A 22,170-nucleotide genomic window follows, 5' to 3' on the forward strand; every position below is an offset into this window, starting at 1 on the left:
AATAAATTAAACACTATGAAAAAAATCAGTTTAATCCTTGCTTGCCTATGTAGTTTCAGCTTACTTTTTGGGCAAGCTCCGAAAACTAAAAAAGCAATCGTTATCATCGTAGATGGTATTCCTGCTGATGTGAAGGAAAAGGTTAGCACGCCTTTTATTGATGCAGTAAGTCAAATTGGAGGTTATACCCGTGCGACCATGGGTGGAGAAAAGGCGGGATATTCCCAGACTCCAACCATTTCTGCGGTTTGTTATACCAGTATGATCACTGGAACTTGGGGAAACAAGCACAATGTTTGGGATAATAGCTTGGAAGATCCAAACTATAACTATTGGACTTTGTTCAGGTTTCTGAAGCATGATCAAAAAGACAGGAAGATCGGGATTTATTCTACTTGGTTAGATAATAGGACAAAATTGATCGGAGAGGGCTTGCCACAGACCGAACAATTGAAGTTTGATTACCATTATGATGGATATGAATTGGATACAGCACGTTTTCCGCATGATAAACAGTCAAAGTATATTAATAATATTGATGAGGAGGTGGTGAAGGAAGCTAGTCAGAGCATCAGAAAAGATGCACCTGATTTCAGTTGGGTCTATCTTCAGTATACTGATGATATTGGACACCACTTTGGGGATAGTCCTGAAATGGAAAAGGCAGTACAGATTGCGGACCGTCAGGTTGGCGATTTATTTGCTGCCGTGCAATATAGGGAGCAGTATTTTAATGAAGATTGGATGTTTGTCGTGATCACCGATCATGGTAGGGATGTAGCAACGGGTGAAAGCCACGGTGGGCAGACTGACCGGGAGAGAGGAATATGGATTGCAACCAACAAGAAGGGCTTGAACAAGCATTTTTATGCGCATACTCCTGAGATCGTCGATATTTTACCTTCGATGGCTAGACATTTAGGGGTAAACATTTCAAAAGAGCAGCAATATGAATTAGATGGCGTGCCGTTTGTTGGTGAAGTTTCTATTGCGCATCCAAAGGCTATGCTGAAAGATGATAGTTTGGTTCTGAGCTGGACCAGTCTGCAAAGAAATGATAAAGTGAAGATTTTGGTGTCAGGAACGAATAACTTCAAACAGCAAGGCGTAAAGGGAAATGATAAGTATATTGATTTAGGGGATTATGAGCAAAGCTCAGGGGCAGTGAAAGTCAAACTGCCAAAGGAATTGAAAGACAGCAAAATGCTAAAGGTGGTATTTGAAGGTAAAGACAATACTTTGAACCGTTGGATCGTGAGATAATAAACTATAGGATTTATTAAAAATAAGAAAGAGGCTGCATGACGCAGCCTCTTCTTCATTACAATTAACTTAATATTTATTATTTACTTACCCCAGGGTTCGTGATTGTTTCACCTAGTGGAATTGGGAATATATAACGCTCATCCGTAGGCTGTATCAAACGGCCTGCACCTACAGAATTGATCGGCATATTCCTGCGTTGTAAGTCCGGAACACGAAGACCTTCGCCTAAGAACTCAATTCTACGTTCTAATAAGATAGCATCTACCAAAGCCGCTTTATTTGCAAAAGTAGGGAAGGTGTAAGCCGCATCGGAACGATTGCGAACCGCTTTCAATAAAGCCAAGGCTCTAGTTTGGGAACCAGCTTCTGCTTCAGCTTCTGCCAAGTTCAAAAGAACCTCCGAATATCTGATTACCGGAATCCAATCCAAATATGGAGAAGCAGCCGAGAACTTTGTTAAGATATTCAAACCACCTTTGGATGATTTTCCTGTTAAATCTTTCTTGCGGGCATCGGTTGTTGGCCAAGCTGGATTCGAAAAGATACCTCCTTCTGCTAATGAATACTCAATATTTCCTTCATTGTAATAATAACCCAATTGGTTTTGCGTACCAGGGGCATTATTGGCTTCAAAAGGGAAACTTAAGATACGTTCGTTGATTTTGAAATTCGAGAATACATCGGTAATGGCAGGAGCCAATTGATGCGGAACCCCTGAGCTAGCCCTGAATGGCTCTGTAGCACTTACGATTTTATTAGCTTCTGTAATAACCTTTGCATAATCTTTCATGGCTAATAAGACACGGGTTTTGAATGCAATGATCGTGTTTTTATGCGCACGTGTGCTCTGATCATCTTGAGAAGCATAGGTAGCAGGTACTGCTGCTTCCGCTTCATTCAAATCTTTTAGGATTTGGGCATAGATGTCTTTGACAGGGCTTGCTGTTAAATCGTTGTTTTCCGAGTTTCTTTCTGCCAATAAACGCAGAGGAATTCCTCTAGAAGCACCGTTATCCGCTGCATAAGGCTTAGCAAATAACTGCACCAAGGAATAATAAGTCAGCGCACGGATAAACTTAACTTCTGCAATCAATTGGGTTTTCTTATTGGCTTCTAGGATATCGGTGCCGACAGGCTCGATATCAGTCAAAAAGATATTGATGCGGTTAATGGTTAAATAACCTCTTACCCAAAAGTCAGAAACATAACTATCTGTTTCATCATTGGAGAATTGGTAAGTTGAATAGCCCGTAACGTTGTTAGTCCTTTCATTGACAAATTCTTCCGAACGGATATCGTTATAGATTAAGTAGCGGCCACCATAAAATTGGCCGTTCTTGATCGATGAATATATACCTACTACTTGGGATTCGATACGGTCAGCGCTAGAGAAAACGAATTCACTAGGGATCGATAGTTCAGGGGATAGTTCCAAAAAGTCCTTTTTACAAGAGACGGTACTGAACAACAGTGGCGTTAGAACTAATAGCCCTGCTAATTTATTTTTGATTTTAAATCTTCTCATGACACAATTAATTAAAAGCCTAGATTAATACCGAAAGTGAATGTACGTCCATTAGGCATAGAGTTACGCTCTACCCCTGAGTTTAGGTTTCCATTACCATTGGAAGAGATTTCAGGGTCAACACCAGTGTATTTGGTGATCAAGAAAGCGTTGTTTACTGCTGCATAGATCCTTAAGCTTGAAATACCAGAGTTTCCAAAAACGCTTCCTGGAAGACGGTATCCTAATGATGCGGTCTGTAACCTGATGAAGTCACCTTTTTCAATGTTCGATCCGATTGCGAATGCAGAACCATTTGAAATATTGTCTCCATAGATAGCTCTTGGAATATCCGTGTTTTTATTCGTTGGTGTCCAAGCATTCAACATGTCTACAGAGTTATTCCAGATACGTTGGTCTCTTAAACCAGCTCTAGAACCGTTGTAGATATAGTTACCGCCAGAGAAGGTGAAGTTAAGGGTAGCATCAAAGCTTTTGTATTGGAAACTGTTGTTGAAACCACCGAAGTAAGTAGGTAAGGTATTACCTGATGCCACGGCTTGGCCTGCTACAGAGTTTGCTTTTTCGCCATTCATATAGGTGTAATTGTAATTTCCTTCTGTGTCAGGCGCATTGTGTAAGTATTGTACTTGCTCTCCTTTTAAATTGACAAAGATTCTTCTACCGTTTTCAGGGTTGATTCCAACTGTAGGCACGGCATAGATCTGTGCTGCTGATTTTCCAACCTCGGTGATACTTGTTGTTTCAAGACCTGAAGTTGTTGCAATCAATGGTCTGCCTTGGTTATCCAAAGCTGTTACCTCGTTTTTATTGGTGGAGATGTTTAATGAAGTTGTCCATTTGAAATTCTCTTTTTCAACTGCTCTCACGTTCAAGGCAAACTCAAATCCTCTGTTGTACATCGAACCGATGTTCATCAAGATGCTGTTGCCCGGGATACCCTTTGAAGGTGTTTGCGGAACGGCTAGAATCAATCCATTGTGGTTTTTGTTGTAGTAGTTAGCTTCTAAGGAAACTCTATTGTTCCAAAATCCTAAGTCTAAACCAATGTTTGTTTGGTCTGCAGTTTCCCAAGTCAGTTCTTTATTTCCGGTTTGCGAGAATACCATACCACCCACACTTCCATAGATTGCTGGGTCATAGGTGTCAAAAGAACCATAAAGATTGGAAAGGGAACTGTTACCTACTCGGCCCCAGCTTCCTCTTAATCTGAAATTAGAGAATACATTGCTTAAAGAACTTGATTTAAAGAATTCTTCTTCAGAAACAGTCCATCCAACGGATGCACCACCGAAGTTACCCCATTTTTTACCTGGTGCTAATGATGATAGACCGTCACGTCTGAAGTTAGCCGTGAAGAAGTACTTGTTAGCATAGTTATAGTTCAATGAAGCAAAATAAGAATCAAGGTTGAGTTCGCCAATTCCATTGCCACCAGCATCGTTGGTTAGGTAGTTACCTTGGAATTGATCGAAGAAACCATCAGTTAGGTCGTAGCGAACTGCACCCCAGTTCTCAGTACGAGTACTTTGTGCCTCATGACCTCCCAATACGGTAAGATTATGGTTTCCAAAAGCTTTATTGTAGACCAAAGCGTTGAAAAGTAACCAGTTGTTGTTTTTTGCTTGGTTGTTGTAAGCATATCCATTGAAGCTATAACCATCACCATTGATTGGGTTCCAGAATTGCTGGTTGGTGGTATTTCTTAAATCCCAGTTGAAATTGTTGTTTAAGGTTAGTCCATCCAATAATTTCACTTCAGCACTCACATTTGCAAAGAAGCGGCTAGTTTCTGAAGAGTTTTTATCCAAATCTCTAATAGGTAGAGGGTTAGGATAGTTAGGTGCTAATACATTGGCTCCTTTTCCGATCGAACTACCTGAAACGTTGTAATCACCATTAGGAAGGAAGGCTGGAACGTTTGGAGCTTGTACCATGGCGATACGGCCAAGGCCCGAAGTGTTGAAGGCAGCACCTTCGACAGAACCCGAGTTTGGCGATCTATTGTCGCTATTGGTGAATGTTAAGTTCGTTCCTAATTTGATCCAGTCATTAAGTCTGTGTTCAAGGTTGGCTCTTACGCCCTTACGTTTGAAGGTGTTGTTGAATAAAATACCATCTTGATCAGATAGGTTACCTGAGAAGAAGTATTTGGTTTTTTCTGTACCACCATTTACACTTAAGTTGTGGTTGTGCGAGAATCCATCTCTATATACATAGTCATACCAGCGAGTATCTATTGGATTGCCATTTTCGTCTAAAGTTGGGAAGAAACCACCGCCTACTGGAAAAGATGCTACAGGCAGTTTAGGGTTAAGTTCCCTAGCATTTGCGATTGCACCATTTTTATGGGCAATATATTGTGCAGCGTTCATGATTTCAGGAAGACGTACCGCTTTGGAAGTACCAAACCAACCATCATAAGCAACCTTAGCCGCTCCTGTTTTACCTTTTTTGGTCGTAATGATCAATACACCAGATGCACCACGTGATCCGTAAATAGCTGTTGAAGCAGCATCTTTCAAGATGTCAATGGATTCAATGTCCTCTGGGTTGATATCTCCTAAAGGGTTGTTTGCTGAAGAGTTTTCAGAAACATCACCTGTAGAAATGGGAATACCATCCACAACGACCAATGGGAAGGAGTTTAAGGAAAGTGAACTTAAACCGCGAACACGTACCACTGGAGGGTTATTCAATACCCCTGAAGGCTGAACGATGTTCACCCCGGTAGCCTGTCCGGTAAGACCTTGTGTAAAACTTTGCAAAGGTCTATTGGCTACGGTTTCACCACCTACTTTAGCGGAAGATCCTGTAAAGTCTTTTCTTGATTGAACCAAGTAACCAGTTACTACGACCTCATCCAAGGTTTGGTCATCTGAGCCCAATTCTACATTGATTACCGCTCTGTTTCCAATGGCGACTTGGAACGTTTGGTATCCGATGTAAGTAAAGGAAAGGGAACCGTTGTTGTCGGGAACTGCGATGGAATATGTACCATCCCCGCTGGTTTGAGTTGCCACGGATGACCCTACAACTCGAACGGACACTCCAGAGATCGGAGCGCCATCTGAAGCAGACGTTACCTTACCGGTAACCTGCCGATTTTGTGCATAGGAACTGCCAATAAGCAGCACGCACAGCACAAGCATGCTAAGTAATCTTTGTTTCATGTGTTTGTTTAGTTAATATTAGTTAGTAAATGATGCCAAGTAGACCATAACTTACTGGTTTGCAAAGAAACTCTAGAATTTTCTCCGCAGGATGAAGATGTTTATTTATTCCAACTAAACAAACGTGTGCATTCAAGAAAATAAAGCAAAAATTAGAAAAGTTTCAGTTTTTATTAATAAATAATTAAAAGGACTCAATGTATGTTAATAATATAAATTGATGTGTTTTAAAATTTACCATCAAATATGTATTTGGGTTAATTTTAATGAATTAAAGAAATAAATTAAATCGACTAGATTAATTTTGTAATTAATGCAATAGTTTCCTAAAAAAATATTTAGAATAAAGCTCAATTTTCCATTATTTAATAAAAGAGGGTCTCAATTGTAACAATGAGGTTGATAAATGGGCTGGCTTTTTGGAATTGTTAAAAATATTGCAACGGGTTTGCTGATAAGAGGGAAGGTTTTTGGATAATTTGCCTTTTAATATTTCAGGAGCTGCATAAAATGTCTAAAGAAAATCGTGCAAAAAAAGAGCTGCCTACTGGCAACTTCTTTCAATTATATTATTTGGTTTTAATAGTGTCAGGCTTTGACTTTAAAGTAGAATCTGGCATAACTTTCAAGGTGCTATCTGGCTTCGATTTCAAGGTGCTATCGGGTACTGCTGTCGGTTTGTTTTGAGGCTTTTCCGCAGGTTTTGTTTCCTTAGTTGGAGGCAAAGGTTTCTTGTCCGGATTTGACTCAGGAGCAATAGTTTCAGTTCCCTCAACCTTTTCCTCCGGGTCGGTAGTGCTTTGTCCCTTAGTACTGCCATTTTCTTCTGGATTGCCCTTTTGATCGGAAATAGGTGCCGCTTTGGTCCTCTTGCGGTTCAACATATCCTCTACTGATTTCGGTCGGTCCTCCGGCTTCCAGAGGAATCCAGGTAGGACTTCAATCTCTTGAGTTACCAATTTAAATGGATAGACTTTTTGGTCAACTTTCCGGATGGATACATAATCAATTACTTTCTTGCCCTCCATCTTGACCTTAATACGGCTACTTCGGTCATGGAACATCTCCGTAATCGTATTGGTTTTGTCATTGGTGCTAAAGACCAAGTTTTCCGCATTCCCATCAACGAATAGCCGGTCAATATTATTATTGGCAAAGAAGGCTGTGATTTTTCTACCTTTCAGTTGATTGAATTTCAGGGTGTCTAATACTGCATTCACCATAAAGGCATTGTCCTTCAATAGGGCATTGTCCATCTTGTTGTTCTTGATCTGCATATAGATGGTGTCTGCGTTGATCTGTGACCCTTCAGACCAGATCATCGGCGAACCCATAAATCGGAACATGGAATCCACCATGCCATAGTATACAGAGTCTGCTACTGCTTGTAGGTCTGATTTGAATACCCTCACATTGTAATAGGCTTTTACGATCCGGGTTCTCGCCGTATCAGCATATATTTCAGTGGAGTCTTTCAGTAAAGTGTCGGCAGTTTGGGCAGATTGCAGGGCTTTCCGCATCAAACTATCTTGTTCCTGTCCGGTAGGCATTACGGCATTCCTTCTCAATACGCTATCAGCCTTGGTCGTAGCTTGGATGGTTGCTGAATCCACAGGTTTTGGTTTCGCCGCGGGCCTGCTTGCTGCTTTTTTTGCCGTTGGTTTTAGGGTGGCGGCTTCTTTTCTAGCAGGTCCGACTTGCGTCAATTCTTTGGCCCCTACTTCTTCTACTACGGAAGAATCACCGGTTTCAAAAAGATCAACTTGATCGATGTCGCCATAATCCACTTCAGTTGTGTCCTCCAACTGACCACCATTTCTATCGAGCTTAAGATCTAAAGGCCTATAGTCTCTAACAAAAATAACTTTGGAAAAGAGGGTGTCCGCCGTCATATAGGCGGTATCTATTTTGCTGTTCTGCCGAACCGGTGGAGGAGCTATACTGTCAGTTTCAACTGGTTTTATAGCAGCATTCTTTAATTCTGCCTGTTTTTCTTTTTCAGCTTCCTCTAATTTCTCGCGTTCCTTTTCCTCAGCCTTTTCAAGTCTTCTTAATTCTCTTCTGGATAGGTTTTCCCGATTGACAGTATCAACTTGTACTGAATCTTGGGAATTATCCGTAGAATCTGTCCTGACCACGTATTTGATCAAAGGCTTATTGGTCATCAGGATCGACTGGTCGCTTTCTAGGTATTTTCCGTATTCGCCACTGGCATAGAACTTATCTAAGGTATCCACAAACAATACATTTCGGAAAGCCTCACCTAAGCCTGTATTACGATCATAGAACAAACTGTCACCTTTTAAAAAGCGGCTTCCTTCTGTATAAAGATTGTTCTTGTTGAATTTTGCAACCCCAAAAGCAGTATTGTAGGTTCCTTTTTCCGTGTAAAGTTTCTCCCCTTTTCTGCCATTAATGGTAGTAGGGCCAAAGAAAAAGGCATCCCTGTACATGGTATTGTACTGCATGGAATCCGTATATATGATAGTGCTTTCATTTCTTACAACGACTTTGTTGTTGAAATAAGCATCCTTGGTGTTTTCGAAATAATAAGCCCTTTGGGAAGTTATTGTGTCGCCTTGGCCTACGATTCTACCGCCACCGGTATAAGTTCCCTGTTGGCTCCTTAAGTTGTACGTCAGATAGTTTGTGGTCAGCGTGCTCTGATCATCGACCATCTTTACGTTTTTAGTCAACACCGCATGTTGAGAAGAAGCATCATAATGAAGATGCGTACCTTGGATTACAGTTCCCGAAGGTTGGGTAATGACGATATTACCATGGGCTTCAAAGAACTCATTGCCAATGTCATCCTTATAAAGGTCTCCGCTATCTGCAGCTAAGGTTGAACCCTTATGCTCGTAGACAGCGTTGTAACTTCTTAATATTTTCTGATTGATAAATCTACTGCTGGATGAAGATACCAAGCGCATAGGTGCATTGTCCGTGCCTGCGTTCACGGGTGTAAACTCGTCCTGTGCATAGGTAGACAGGCATATCATGCTTATTAATAGTACTAATAGGTATCTCACAAGCGCAAAAATATAGAATTAATTAGCAAAAAATTGTTAAACAATAAATTTTAATGCCTCTAACACAAGATTATTTATAATCTGTAATTTTGGACTATGTCAGTTTCAGAAAGATTAAAACAGTTTATCAGTGAAAAGGAACTCCTTGACCAAGAAGATAAGGTTCTCTTGGCCGTGAGTGGCGGAAAGGATTCCATGTTGATGGCTAGATTGTTTCATGATTTGGAGATTAACTGCATCATCGCCCATTGTAATTTCCAACTCCGAGCTGATGAGTCTGATAAAGATGAGGCCTTGGTTGTTGAATATGCTGAGGAATTAGGGTTTCCAGTGTTTGTAAAGCGATTTAAAACGGAAGATTATGCAGCGCAGCATAAAGTATCCATCCAAATGGCTGCCCGTGAAATGCGATATGAATGGTTTGAAGAACTGCGAACCGAACAAGCCTGCCAACACATTGCCATTGCCCAACATGCCAATGATCATTTGGAAACCATGTTGTTTAATCTGACTAGATCAACCGGTATTCAAGGGCTGTTAGGGATTCAAGCTAAGCGTGGGGTAATAGTTCGACCCATCTTGTTTCTTTCTGCCAATGAGGTAGCGGAGGAGGTGCAGAGACTGAAGGTGCCGTATAGAGATGACCAGTCTAACTTCTCGACTAAATATGCCAGAAATAAAATAAGATTGGAAATCATTCCGAAGTTTAAGGAGATCCAGCCCGACTTTGAATCCATCCTAGAGCAGAATATTAAACACTTTGAGGAAAGCCAGCGCTTTATACAGAATCAGGTAGAAGGTATCCGAAATTCGCTGTTTCAAAAAGAAGGGAAACAAATAAAGATCAAAGTTGTGGCCTTGCAAGACTATGCCAGCGATCACTTTCTGATTTTTGAACTATTTAAACCCTACCACTTCCAGAGAAATGTAATTGAGGACCTAATCACCGTTCTGGTTAGGGGGATGGGGCAGATCTTTGAATCCGCTAGCCATGAGCTCTTATTGGACCGTGATGACTTAATTCTCAGACAGAAGATGGATGAAAGACCATCTGAAATTACTATCGAAAACCTATCAGCAAAAGTAAACTACAAAAGCAAGGACTTTTATATCCTCGAAGCCCAGGGAAAGGAAATAGTGCGTGAGGAAAGCCAAGTCCAAGTAGATGCGGATCTAATCAAGTTCCCCTTGTTACTGAGGTCTTGGCAGCTTGGAGATACCTTTAAACCATTGGGAATGGAGGGGTCTAAGAAGCTGAGTGATTATTTCATCCAGAAAAAACTGAACCGTTTCCAAAAAGAGGAAGTCCCTATTTTGGTCAATGCCGATGGGCAATTGATTTGGGTAGTTGGCATGCGCTTAGATAATCGCTTTAAAGTGACAGAAAATACAAAGAAAGTACTTACTTTAGTATACAAATAGCAAATATGGAAGAAGAACAAATCTTATTTCAAGAAAAACAATATCTAGGAAGGGATTGGACTTGGATTAGCGTGCGATTGATCTTAGCATTGTTTTGCTTTGTTGCCTATTATATTAATTGGGAACACGTTGTCTCTCAACAGCTGTTCTTTATTGTAGGTGTGGGAATCTTGATCGTTTCCATCATCATGCTCTATATGGTCAGTTACCGGACCACAGTTACCAAAACACATATTATTTTAAGCGGTCTTTGGACAACCAGTTTGGTTAAGATTGATCTCAATTCAATTAAAAAGATTGAAAAGGATAGATATTCAACCTTCTTTTTTAACAACCCTGTTTATAACCTGCACAAGAATGGAAAAATCAGGTTCTATTCAGGTGGGAAGGAGGCTTTATGGCTTACCGATAATGATGGTTTGGTCTATGTGATTGGTTCACAGCACCCTGCTCAGCTTCTTCAGGCTGTTTTAAAAGCTAAATCTGAAAAGTAAAAAAATGTTAACTGAGATTTACTTGACAATCTCCTAAACTTTCATTTCGATTATTTGTTAAATTTGATGAAAAGCATTTAAAAATGACATTTATATATTTCCTTATATCAGCAGTTATATTTTACTACCTATTTAAAATTGGTGTGCGTCTTCTGATGCCTTTCTTTATGAAGAAGGTGGCAGAGAAAATCATGAATGGCGCTCAAGGACAATATGCTAATCAAGGCCCTAATCAACAGAACTATAACGATCCATTTTCGCAGTTTAAGCAACAGCAACGCCCAGATGGGAAAGTTCGTGTGGAATATACTCCTCCAAAAGAAAACAGTTCCAGAAAAGGTACTGAAACTGCAGGTGAGTTTATTGACTTTGAAGAGGTAAAATAAAGCATAGCCCACCGAAAAAGCATATCTTTGCATTGCTATGTGGCTAAAACATCTATCCGTTTTAAATTTTAAGAACTATACTGAATCTTCATTAGATTTTCTACCAGAAACTAATGCCTTTACAGGGCAGAATGGTTCCGGTAAGACCAATCTATTGGATGCCATCCATTACCTTTCACTTTGCAAATCCTACTTTAATCCGATTGACTCCCAGCATATCAAAAAGGGAGAAGATTGGTTTATGGTCCAAGGGCAATTTGATAAGGAAACCGTCTTGGATGCTGTTTCATGTAGTATCAAAAGAAATCAGAAGAAGCAATTCAAGAAGAATAAAAAAGAATACGGCCGTTTAGCCGATCATATCGGGCAATTTCCTTTGGTCATGATTTCTCCGAATGATAGCTTTATTATCATGGATGGGAGTGAGGAGCGCCGGAAATTTGTCGACAATGTAATCTCCCAAACCGATAATCAATACTTAGATATCCTGATTACCTACAACAGGATTCTCTTGAACCGGAATATCATCCTGAAGAACATCCGTGAGACCGGAGTCTTTGACAAAGGGCTATTGGAAGTTCTGAATCTTCAGCTTGTGGAAGCGGGGGAAAGGATATTTTCCCGAAGACAGAAGTTCATGGAAGAGTTCCTGCCGGAGTTCCGTCGTTATTACCAATTTCTTTCTGATGATGTCGAACAGGTGGACTTAGTTTATGAATCCCAACTCCAAGAACAGGATTTCCTGGATTTACTCAATAAACAGCTTGAAAAGGATAGAGCGCTCGAACGCACGACAGTAGGTATCCATAAAGACGATCTGCAATTCACCATACATGAAGGGATGCCATTGAAGAAGTTTGGCTCCCAAGGACAGCAGAAATCTTTCTTGATCGCTCTTAAGTTAGCTCAATATGCTTTTCTAAAGAACAGGAAGCAATATAAGCCGCTTTTGTTATTGGACGATATCTTCGATAAGCTAGATGATCAAAGGACTAAAAAACTAATGCAATTGGTGTCTGAAGATGAATTTGGACAGATCTTCCTGACCGATACCGACTCAGCTAGAATTAGGAAAATATTTCAAGAAATAGGAAAGCCAATTCGTATCTTTGACATACAAGGAGGTCAGATCAATGGCGAAGTATAATGATGATGCATTTAGGAGAAGTGATGATGTAACCATCAAACAAGCAGTGGAGAAATTATTGGATGTATATCGTCTCAGACGTAAATTCGATGAAACCTCAATTGTTACCGCCTGGCCTGAGCTTATTGGAAGTGCAATTGCCAACCGAACCCAACAAATCTATATTAGAGATAAGAAATTGTTTGTACGCGTAGAATCAGCGGTCATCAAGAATGAACTGGCCATGATGCGCAGACAGATTATCGGACGTGTCAATGAATACGTTGGTAAGGTGGTCATCGAAGAGTTTGTTATTCTTTAAGGCTTTTTATTCTTTATCTATAATATGAAATATTACCTGTCAGCATTGACAGGCTTTATTATCTGGGGAACCTTTGCCTTGGTCTTGAAGCCTCTCAGTGACTATGGAGCCCTCGATATATTAATACACCGCGTTTTATTTGCCTCAGTCTGCATCCTATTGGCCTGTTTTATATTTCGTAGAAAACAGACATTAGCTAGCATTCAATACTTAAAAACCAGCAGTTCCACAGAAAGAAAACAACTCCTTGTCAATGTTTTGGCAAGCGCAGTCCTATTGGGGATGAACTGGTTCCTATTCATTTATGTGATGAATGCAGTCAGTGTCAATGCGACCTCGCTAGCTTACCTGATTTGCCCCATCCTGACCACCGTATTGGCAAGTATCTTCCTAAAAGAACGACTCAACAAAGGGCAGTGGTTTGCCGTTGGTCTGAGTATCCTGAGTTGCATCTTATTAGCCTATGGGCATTTTATCGACCTTTTCTATAGCTTTATTATCGCGCTTTCCTATGCTGGCTATCTCGTCCTTCAAAAGAATAAATTCAAACTCGATAAATTCTTTACCCTCACCATCCATATCTTGGTGAGCACCATTTTGCTATTGCCCATCCTCGCTGTTGTAGACAATTCCGCTCCAAAGACGGATGAGTTTTATACCTACATCCTTATTATAGCCATTGGATACACCATTATTCCACTATTTTTGAACATCTATGCCCTCAAAGGGCTAGACTCATCTGTAGTGGGTATTTTATTGTACCTCAATCCCATTATCAGCTTCTTTCTTGCGGTGTTATATTACAAGGAATCCATCAATACTGCTCAAATCATTGCCTTTGGGATGATCTTTATTGCTGTAGTCATTTTTAATATTGCTTATATTTATGAAAGGAGACGTCAAACTCAACTTAAAGCATAAGGAAAATGAAATTCAAGCAACAGTTATTACAGATGTTCGAACTCTCTGATGAGCAAGCAGATTTAATTATCTCCAGGTTCGTCCCAGAAGAGCTCTCCAAGAATGAATTGTTTCTGGAAGCTGGTAAAGCCTGTAAAAAGCTGAGTTTTATCGAAGAGGGAATATGTCGGGTTTTCAAATGGACAGATAGCAAGGAAGTAACCCAATGGATAGGAGGAGAGGGGTATTTCATCACCGATTTAGCTTCTTTCTTTTTTGATAATCCATCCAACTGGTCCATTGAGGCATTGACTCCAACAAAGTTATGGACCCTTCATAAATCCGATTACCTCGATATCCAACAGTCCATCCCCAATTGGAATGTAATCGAAAAGCGATTCATTGCTAAATGTTTCATGCAAATCGAACATCGGGTATTCGATTTCATAGCTCTATCTGCCGAAGAACGCTATCAGAAGTATTTTGAACAGAATAAGCAGCTCTTCAATCAGGTTCCCTTACAATACATTGCTTCGGTATTGGGCATGAGTCCAGAAACCCTAAGCCGGATCCGCAATAAATTATCTTCTTGATAAATGTCAAGTGCATCTTTCTGTCACTAGCCTAACTTTGAGGTATGAAAGAACAGATTGAATCACAGATTATTATAAATGCACCTGCAGAAGCTGTATGGGCCGTATTATCCGACTTCCAAGCTTATCCAGAATGGAGTCCAAGTATCGCTGAATTTTATGGAACCCCGCAAGTAGGAAAGAAGACCCAAGTCTTGCTTACCCAACCTGGAGGCACCAGCATGAAGATGAATCCGGTCTTCTTAAAGATAGATGCCAACCAAGAACTGCGTTGGAAAGGAAAGTTGCTGATCAATGGAATATTTGATGGCGAGCATTATTTTATCCTGAATAGGATTTCAAACAATCAAACCCAGCTTATCCAAGGGGAAATATTCATGGGCATATTGGTGCCATTCTTCAAGAAAATGATCCATGGCAATACTAAGAAAGGTTTTCAGCTGTTCAATGCAGCAATCAAAGAGAGGGTAGAATCTAGACTATAGGTATTGCTCTAGATCGCCTTTTCCTTCACGGATGATTTCAAAGTCACCAGAGGTCACATCAACTACGGTCGAAGGGACATTGTCGCCATATCCACCGTCGATCACTAAATCTACTTTTTCCTCAAATTTCTCATAGATCAATTCCGGATCAGTAGAATATTCGATGATTTCATCATCGTCATGGATGGAAGTCGTGACGATAGGGTTGCCTAATTCCTTGACAATATCACGCACGATGTTGTTATCAGGAACACGGATACCTACCGTTTTCTTCTTCGAGCTCAATAGTTTTGGGACTTGCGAACTCGCATTGAAGATAAAAGTAAACGGACCAGGCAATGCTTTTTTCAATACCCTGAACACGGTGGTGTCAAAGGGTTTGGTATATTGTGAAATATCCGTCAGGTCGTAGCAAATAAAGGAAAGGTTAGCCTTGTCCGGTTTCAGTCCGCGGATGGAACAGACGCGCTCTATGGCCTTCTGGTTTGTAATGTCGCAACCAATACCATATACCGTATCTGTTGGATAGATAATCACGCCTCCCTTTCTTAATATCTCCACAGCCTCTTCAATAGCCTTTGGATTCGGATTGTCATTGTAGATTTTTAGTAACATGGATTAGTTTATTAAATTGTTTCAATATTACTGAATAAACAAAAACCGTCAAAATAATGTTTGTTTTGACGGTTTTTAATATTATTTAGTTTTTAAAACTCTGCGTTATTCGGTGTCCTTGGGAAAGGAATTACATCACGGATATTGGTCATTCCAGTGGTAAATAATACCAACCTTTCAAATCCAACTCCAAATCCAGAGTGCGGAACCGAACCAAAACGGCGCGTATCCAAGAACCACTCCATCTCTTCCGTAGGAATTCCAACTTCACCCATTCTGGTGATCAGTTTTTCCAAGTTTTCTTCACGTTGTGAACCGCCAACCATTTCACCGATTCCCGGGAACAGGATGTCCATAGCGCGAACAGTTTGTCTACCGTTAGCATCTATAGGATTCTGTTTCATGTAGAAAGATTTGATCTCCCTTGGGTAATCAGTCAGGATAACAGGCTTTTTGAAATGCTTCTCAACCAAGAAACGTTCATGCTCTGACTGCAGGTCGGCACCCCAACTTTCAATCAGGTATTTGAATTGTTTCTTCTGGTTAGGCTTGCTTCTCAATAAGATATCGATCGCTTCCGTGTAAGTCACGCGTTCAAAATCATTGTTGATGACGAAGTTTAATTTCTCAATCAAGTTCAATTCAGAACGCTCGTTCTGTGGTTTAGATTTCTCCTCTTCCAATAAACGGTTGTTCAAGAATTCAATTTCTTCCGGACATTGCTCCAAAGCATAACGGATAACATATTTCAATAGATCTTCAGCAAGATCCATATTGTCTTCCAATTCATAGAATGCCATCTCAGGCTCGATCATCCAGAATTCAGCTAAGTGACGAGTCGTATTGGAATTTTCAGCTCTAAAGGTAGGGCCGAAGGTATAGATATTTCCAAATGCCAATGCTGCCAACTCACCTTCCAACTGACCGGAAACCGTTAGGTTAGTGGATTTACCAAAGAAATCTTCTTTAAAATCTACCTCACCATTTTCAGTACGTGGAATATTGTCCAGGTCCAAAGTCGTCACACGGAACATTTCTCCAGCACCTTCAGCATCTGATCCAGTAATGATCGGTGTATGCATATATACGAAATCGCGTTCTTGGAAGAACTTGTTCACAGCAAATGCCAAGGCATTACGAACTTTGAAGATCGCGTTGAAAGTACCAGTACGGAATCGCAAATGTGCAATCTCACGAAGGAATTCCAAACTATGCTTCTTAGGTTGCAAAGGGAATTTTTCAGGATCCGAGTCACCGATGATCGATACATCCGTTGCTTTGATCTCTACTTTCTGTCCTTTACCCAACGATTCTACCAAATTTCCTTTTACACGCACAGCCGCACCCGTAGTAATCCTTTTTAAGATTGCATCCGAAGTGTTTTCAAAATCAATGACCGCTTGAATATTATTGATTGAAGACCCGTCATTGATAGCTATAAATTGATTGTTACGGAAGGTACGAACCCATCCTTTAACAATAACTTCTCTTCCGAAATCCTCTGATTTTAATAATTCTTTAATTCGTGTATGTTCCATTTTGTAGAAAAAATATTTTAATGGTCGCTTTATAGGCTTACAAAAATAGCCAAATAATTGATTTATGGTCTATTTTACCCAGCCTTTTTCAATAACTTCTTTTGCATGGTAGGTCAAGATCGATGTCGCTCCAGCTCTCTTGAAACTCATTAGGGTTTCCAAGATCACCTGCTCGCTCAACCATCCGTTTGCGATTGCTGCTTTCAACATCGCATATTCCCCAGACACATTGTATGCCGCAATAGGTAGATCGAAATTATCGCTCAATAACTTGATGACGTCCAAATAAGGCAATCCTGGCTTTACCATCAAGAAATCAGCACCCTCTTGGGTATCCAACTGTGCTTCGATCAAAGCCTCTTTGCTGTTTGCAGGGTTCATCTGGTAGGTTTTTTTATCACCTTTTTTAGGAGCTGAACCTAATGCATCACGGAATGGACCATAGTATGCCGATGCATACTTCGCTGTATAGGACATCAAGGAAACATTGCTGAATCCATTTTCGTCCAATATATTACGTAGGTAACCAATTCTGCCATCCATCATATCCGATGGAGCGATGATATCAGCACCTGATTCCGCATGTGCCAATGCCATTTTACCCAATACCTCTAAGGTTTCATCATTCAGGATTTCGCCATTTTCAACGATCCCATCATGCCCATCAGAACTATAAGGGTCCATAGCTACGTCTGTAACAACGCAAGCCTCAGGGAAGTTTTTCTTAACCGCCTCAATAGCTTTTAAGTACAGGGTTCCTTTTCTATAGCTTTCTGTTGCGTATTTGTCTTTTAGGGACTCTTCCACAGCTGGGAATAAATCAAAGGCCTTCAAGCCCAAATTCATACAGCTTTCTACCTCGCGCAATAAATTATCGATCGAGTAACGGTAGATACCAGGCATGGAGGATACTTCAACTTTTTGGTTGTCTCCATCTACAATAAACAATGGGAAAATCAAGTTTGCAGCAAACAAATGGTTCTCTTGAACCATATCGCGGATCACTGCTGATTTTCTGTTTCTTCTAGGACGGTGTAACATGTTTTTGTTTTTTTATGTAAGAGCAAAGGGGGATAATTCCCCCTTCGCTATATTTTTTCTAATAATCTAATCCGAATACAGCTTCCGCCAATCCGATTTCGTCTGGCGTGTATGGTAGCGTATATTTCAAACCTAATGCCTCAATAGCCTTAGCTGTAGAATAACCGATACAGATAATCTTCTGATCAGGGTCAGCTAAGTTCTCGCGGAAATAAGCTTCCACATTGCTCGGGCTGGTGAAGATCAATACCTGCGCATTGCTCTTGTCCACTTCCTCCTCGATTACCGTTTCATAGATCGGCATATCGATGATCTTAGTGTTTTCGGTCAACGCTTTTTGGATGGTTTGCAAAGAACCTTCTGCACGTGGGATCAATACCGTTTGACCATCCACCAATTTAGCAAACTCCTGTGCGATGCCTTCCGTATCAATTCCTAGGTTATCACCTGAAAAATCTGCAATACGGTTGAATTTACGCAAAGTATCTTCAGATCCTCTTCCTAGAACACCAATCTTTGTTTTTTTCAAGATCCATGGGTCTAATTTGAAGAAATGCTCAATGGCATTTTTTGAATTGAAGAAAATCCAATCCGCTCTCTTTAGGATAAAGGAGTCCAATTTATTGATAGTCGGGAAAATGCGGATCAATGATCTTGCATCAACCGCGATATCATGTTTCTTTAAGAAGCGAGCTAAATACGAGTTTTCAGCAAGATCTCTGGTAATAAACACCGAAGAAGGTAGTTTTCTATCCTTTTGATATTTGGAAAAAATCTTCTCTGCCATTCCTTCTGTGCTGTCAGACTCCAAGAATACACGGTCAGGAAAATCCTCGTTGGTATCAGCAATGGAGGTCCAAGATTGGAATACACCATCTTTTTTACGGCAATAGCTACCAAGAGGAGCATGACAGCCTGCATCAAACAGGTTCAATACTTTACGCTCTACTGAAATGGCTTCAGCCACTTCTTTATCGTTGATCTGTTGTAAGATGTCGAACAATTCTTGGTCACTTTCGCGGATCTGTATCGCCAATACCCCTTGTGCAGGTGCAGGGACAACCTCTACTGGTGCGATCTCCTCCAAATGGAAGTCGGAAAGCTCCATATTGATCCTGGAAATTCCAGCTTTGGCCAATACGATAGCATCATATTTTTCATCACGAAGTTTCTGAACACGGGTCTGAAGATTTCCACGAAGGTCTTCAAACTCCAGGTCAGGACGCAAGGAAAGGAGTTGAGCTTTTCTTCTGTTAGAAGAAGTTCCAACAGTGGCATTGTGCTTCAAGGAAAGACGCTTGGTGATATCCACACAATCTTTGTGGACGATCAATAATTCCGAAGGGTCTTCACGCTCTGAAACCGCTGCAATGATCAATCCCGGAGGATTGACCGTCGGTAAATCTTTGTGGGAGTGAACGGCAAGATCAATTTGCCCAGACAATAATTCTTCTTCCAATTCTTTCGTGAAGAATCCTTTTCCTTCAAGTTTGTCTAGTCTTAAATGCTGAACAATATCCCCTTGGGTTTTGATGATTTTTAATTCAGCTTCTATTGATATCTCGGCTAATCGGTCCTTTACAAAGTTTGCTTGCCATAGTGCCAATTCACTTCCTCGGGTACCGATAATTAGTTTTCTGTTCACGTTCAAAGATTTACAAATGAATAATCCGGAGGCAAATTTAAGGAAATAGCCTCTTAATTCTGATGATTTAATGTCAGAATCAGATAATTTTAAGAAAATTTATTATTAATTACTTTCTGATTCGGCAGATTTAACCAAGATCTCTTTCGCCATCACCATCGGAACTTTGATATATTTCTTTTCCATATAGTTGATGACCTTGTTCAACACTTCGCGTGCTTGTGGGTCCAATTGCTCAACTTCATTGGCAAAGACTTCCGACAGCGCCATTGCTTTGATTTCCTTGATTTTCTCAGGAACTTCTTTCATGGCAACCTCAACACGACGTTGTTTCAAAATCGGTAAGAATTCTTTGATGTTTTGCTCAATGATCTTTTCCGCATTATCCAATTCCGCATAACGCTCTTGAATGTTCTTCTCCGCAATCTGCTGCAAACTGCTCACTTCGATGTAGTGGATTTGGTGTTTTGCAATCACAGCTGCATCAATATCATTTGGAATAGCTAAGTCAACAATTACCTTTTTATCCTCTTCACCATTCAATAGAGATTCGTATAGATCTTCATGGATAATGGCTTCAGGTGCACCGGTACAAGTTATCATCATATCAAATCCCTTTTTGTAATTTTTCAATTCGCTCAAAGGATAAACAGGTGCCTGTAACTCTTCCGCTAATGCCTGCGCATTGGCAACTGTTCTGTTGAAGATAGTGAAATTGCTGTACTTATGTTTTTTAAGGTATTTTGCTAAATTTTGGTTGGTCTCCCCAGATCCAATCACCAAGATCCTAGGGTTATCCTTTAATTTTACTTCACGAAGCTTACGGTAAGCTAGAGATACTACCGAAATAGGGTTGCGTGAAATATTGGTGTAGGTGTATACTTCTTTTGCCGTTTTAACAAGACGGTCCATCATCAGCCTCAAGAAATCCCCCGTAAATCCTGCCGCTTTACAACGGTCGTATGCACGACGGATCTGTGCTAAGATTTCTTTCTCCCCAACGACCAAGCTCTCCATCGAACATGAAGTGCGGAATAGATGGTTCAAGGCATCAAGACCTGAATATCTGTTTACCTGTCCCAAATAACATTGCATACGCTCCGCTGGAACACAGAAATTCATGCTGTCTAAAAACTGCACTACAAAATCATCGTTTAACTCATGCGCACCATAGAACACAAATTCCACCCGGTTACAAGTACCGATGTAGAATATCTCAGGAATATCTAAATTGTTTTTTAGGTTAATAAGGCGACTATCCAATTCTTCATTGCATATCACCAGATTCCCCAAATCTTTTAGATCGACATGTTTATGGGTAAACGCTATAACTTTTAAATTCTTCAAAGCCTAATTATTTCTCCAATAATTTTGTACTGCAAATGTAGATTAAAACCACGTTGCTATTGTCAAGAATGTGTCAATACAGTGAATTTAGAACGATTATAAATAGTGTTAAAAATATGTTAATGGATTGAAGCACAGTGTTATAGGTTTGTTAAAGCGCTAATATTGTGATAACAATCATATCTTGCGTTGATAATAAATGACATAAATTACAGTTTAGACTTAACGATTATCGATAAATTATTGGTTTTTTCCGCCTTTAATCCGTTTAAATCCCAAAATTTACTTTCCTAAATCCCATCAAATGCTCATCTTTGGACTATATTTTGAATCATGAGAAGTTTAAACAAACCTTTGGCATTAATAGGATTTTTTGTGGTGTTTTTTTCTGCAATTTTCTGCCCATTCCTCAAAGTTCCCCTTCAGGCAAACTGGAACCTTTACCAAGTTGATACCGCCTTGTTCATGATCACGAACGGTTTGCTTGGCCTCAGTGTCCTGCTTTTCTTTATGCGTAAATTAAGCGCATTCCGAATCTCCGCCTGGGTGCTGATCGGCTGGATTATCCTGTCCTTTATATTGGTGTTCTTCCAAATCAACAATTACCTCGGTTTCAAATTAATCGATGGCCTGCTTTCTAAAACCCTAAATATCAAATGGGGTTGGGGATTATTGTTGTTAGGTGCATTGTTGATTCTTTTTTCCGTAGGAAGCAATAAACATAAGACACTAGACATAAGACAACAGACATAAGAATTTTCTTGCGCCTAACTGAATGTTGTTTATTTGGTAAGATTTATAATAGATCTTGAACGGATAATAGATTCTGGGTGAAAAGGGATAGAACCCCTAGCGGGGGTGAAATATTTGTAGATAATCGAATCTTCAAACGGATAACCCACAGAGTGGGTGAAATATTTTTCTGAAAGACCTTTAAAAAAATAGTTCGTTCGCTGTGCTCACGATGACAAAATCCTCTTAAAAAAATAGAAATAGATTCTTCGCTTTTCTCTGAATCCCTCTTAGTACATTCCAATTCTGAACGAATAGTGAAGAATCTGTACGGTTCTCTTACTCTAGAAGTTGTCATCCTTTACCGAAGGTAAAGGAACTGTACGTTGAAATAATCCTTATCCTTTTTACCATTAAACCTGCATTTTTCCGAGATTCTTCCTTCGTACTAATGCACGTTTGCTAAATCTGTGTTTCTAGGTATTTAGACCTATATTTCCTCTCCAGAAGAATATTTTTTATCCGCCA

General features: G+C 40.1%; 18 protein-coding genes. 10 read left to right on the top strand and 8 right to left on the bottom strand.

Annotated features, from left to right (window positions below):
* The first annotated feature begins 15 nt into the window (after positions 1 to 15).
* Complete coding sequence (locus ACK2WI_RS14775; protein ID WP_409151479.1) at positions 16 to 1,263, top strand: alkaline phosphatase family protein; 1,248 nt, start codon at positions 16 to 18, stop codon at positions 1,261 to 1,263.
* A gap of 79 nt (positions 1,264 to 1,342) precedes the next feature.
* Here the strand turns inward: ACK2WI_RS14775 and ACK2WI_RS14780 are convergent, their stop codons facing one another.
* The 3 genes from ACK2WI_RS14780 to ACK2WI_RS14790 form a co-directional block, all read right to left on the bottom strand.
* Entirely contained in the window at positions 1,343 to 2,791 is a 1,449-nt protein-coding gene (locus ACK2WI_RS14780) for a RagB/SusD family nutrient uptake outer membrane protein (RefSeq protein ID WP_409151480.1), read from the bottom strand.
* An 11-nt stretch (positions 2,792 to 2,802) separates the two neighbouring features.
* A complete protein-coding gene (locus ACK2WI_RS14785; protein ID WP_409151481.1) occupies positions 2,803 to 5,964 on the bottom strand; it encodes a SusC/RagA family TonB-linked outer membrane protein in 3,162 nt (1,053 codons plus the stop codon).
* Positions 5,965 to 6,533: 569 nt separating this feature from the next.
* A complete protein-coding gene (locus ACK2WI_RS14790; protein WP_409151482.1) occupies positions 6,534 to 8,966 on the bottom strand; it encodes an OstA-like protein in 2,433 nt (810 codons plus the stop codon).
* A 126-nt stretch (positions 8,967 to 9,092) separates the two neighbouring features.
* Between ACK2WI_RS14790 and tilS the strand changes: the two genes are divergently transcribed.
* The 8 genes from tilS to ACK2WI_RS14830 all read left to right on the top strand — a co-directional run bounded on the left by tilS (position 9,093) and on the right by ACK2WI_RS14830 (position 14,724).
* Positions 9,093 to 10,418 carry a tRNA lysidine(34) synthetase TilS gene (tilS, locus tag ACK2WI_RS14795; protein ID WP_409151483.1) on the top strand — a complete coding sequence of 442 codons (1,326 nt, stop codon included), beginning with the start codon at positions 9,093 to 9,095 and terminating at the stop codon, positions 10,416 to 10,418.
* Between the two features lie 5 nt (positions 10,419 to 10,423).
* Positions 10,424 to 10,912: a hypothetical protein gene (locus ACK2WI_RS14800; protein WP_093101552.1), complete on the top strand. Its 489-nt coding sequence runs from the start codon at positions 10,424 to 10,426 to the stop codon at positions 10,910 to 10,912.
* An 83-nt stretch (positions 10,913 to 10,995) separates the two neighbouring features.
* The gene (locus tag ACK2WI_RS14805; RefSeq protein WP_093101551.1) at positions 10,996 to 11,298 is read left to right on the top strand and encodes a DUF4834 family protein; all 303 of its coding nucleotides are present in this window, start codon (positions 10,996 to 10,998) and stop codon (positions 11,296 to 11,298) included.
* A 37-nt stretch (positions 11,299 to 11,335) separates the two neighbouring features.
* A complete protein-coding gene (gene recF, locus ACK2WI_RS14810; RefSeq protein ID WP_409151484.1) occupies positions 11,336 to 12,445 on the top strand; it encodes a DNA replication/repair protein RecF in 1,110 nt (369 codons plus the stop codon).
* A complete protein-coding gene (locus ACK2WI_RS14815) occupies positions 12,432 to 12,746 on the top strand; it encodes a DUF721 domain-containing protein (RefSeq protein WP_093101548.1) in 315 nt (104 codons plus the stop codon). The genes recF and ACK2WI_RS14815 overlap by 14 nt, the downstream gene beginning before the upstream one ends.
* Positions 12,747 to 12,770: 24 nt before the next feature.
* A complete protein-coding gene (locus ACK2WI_RS14820; protein WP_093101546.1) occupies positions 12,771 to 13,667 on the top strand; it encodes an EamA family transporter in 897 nt (298 codons plus the stop codon).
* Positions 13,668 to 13,672: 5 nt separating this feature from the next.
* Positions 13,673 to 14,239, top strand: coding sequence for a Crp/Fnr family transcriptional regulator (locus ACK2WI_RS14825; protein ID WP_409151485.1), 567 nt, complete (start codon positions 13,673 to 13,675; stop codon positions 14,237 to 14,239).
* 44 nt (positions 14,240 to 14,283) lie between these two features.
* On the top strand, positions 14,284 to 14,724 hold the full coding sequence (locus tag ACK2WI_RS14830; protein ID WP_409151486.1) for an SRPBCC family protein: 441 nt from the start codon (positions 14,284 to 14,286) through the stop codon (positions 14,722 to 14,724).
* Here ACK2WI_RS14830 and ACK2WI_RS14835 read toward each other — a convergent pair.
* The 5 genes from ACK2WI_RS14835 to hemA all read right to left on the bottom strand — a co-directional run bounded on the left by ACK2WI_RS14835 (position 14,719) and on the right by hemA (position 20,910).
* Complete coding sequence (locus tag ACK2WI_RS14835) at positions 14,719 to 15,339, bottom strand: L-threonylcarbamoyladenylate synthase (RefSeq protein WP_093101542.1); 621 nt, start codon at positions 15,337 to 15,339, stop codon at positions 14,719 to 14,721. The two genes, ACK2WI_RS14830 and ACK2WI_RS14835, sit on opposite strands and share 6 nt — an antisense overlap.
* 92 nt (positions 15,340 to 15,431) lie before the next feature.
* Positions 15,432 to 16,877, bottom strand: coding sequence for an asparagine--tRNA ligase (gene asnS, locus ACK2WI_RS14840; protein WP_409151487.1), 1,446 nt, complete (start codon positions 16,875 to 16,877; stop codon positions 15,432 to 15,434).
* A gap of 69 nt (positions 16,878 to 16,946) precedes the next feature.
* Positions 16,947 to 17,918 (bottom strand): porphobilinogen synthase, encoded by a 972-nt coding sequence (hemB, locus tag ACK2WI_RS14845; protein ID WP_093101539.1) that lies wholly within the window; start codon positions 17,916 to 17,918, stop codon positions 16,947 to 16,949.
* A 58-nt stretch (positions 17,919 to 17,976) separates the two neighbouring features.
* Positions 17,977 to 19,563: a hydroxymethylbilane synthase gene (gene hemC, locus ACK2WI_RS14850; RefSeq protein ID WP_409151488.1), complete on the bottom strand. Its 1,587-nt coding sequence runs from the start codon at positions 19,561 to 19,563 to the stop codon at positions 17,977 to 17,979.
* Positions 19,564 to 19,668: 105 nt separating this feature from the next.
* Positions 19,669 to 20,910 (bottom strand): glutamyl-tRNA reductase, encoded by a 1,242-nt coding sequence (gene hemA / locus ACK2WI_RS14855; RefSeq protein WP_093101537.1) that lies wholly within the window; start codon positions 20,908 to 20,910, stop codon positions 19,669 to 19,671.
* A 333-nt stretch (positions 20,911 to 21,243) separates the two neighbouring features.
* Between hemA and ACK2WI_RS14860 the strand changes: the two genes are divergently transcribed.
* The gene (locus ACK2WI_RS14860) at positions 21,244 to 21,663 is read left to right on the top strand and encodes a hypothetical protein (protein ID WP_409151489.1); all 420 of its coding nucleotides are present in this window, start codon (positions 21,244 to 21,246) and stop codon (positions 21,661 to 21,663) included.
* Positions 21,664 to 22,170 lie beyond the last annotated feature (507 nt).

The organism is Sphingobacterium sp. BS-2, from assembly GCF_046161205.1.
Lineage (GTDB): Bacteria > Bacteroidota > Bacteroidia > Sphingobacteriales > Sphingobacteriaceae > Sphingobacterium > Sphingobacterium mizutaii.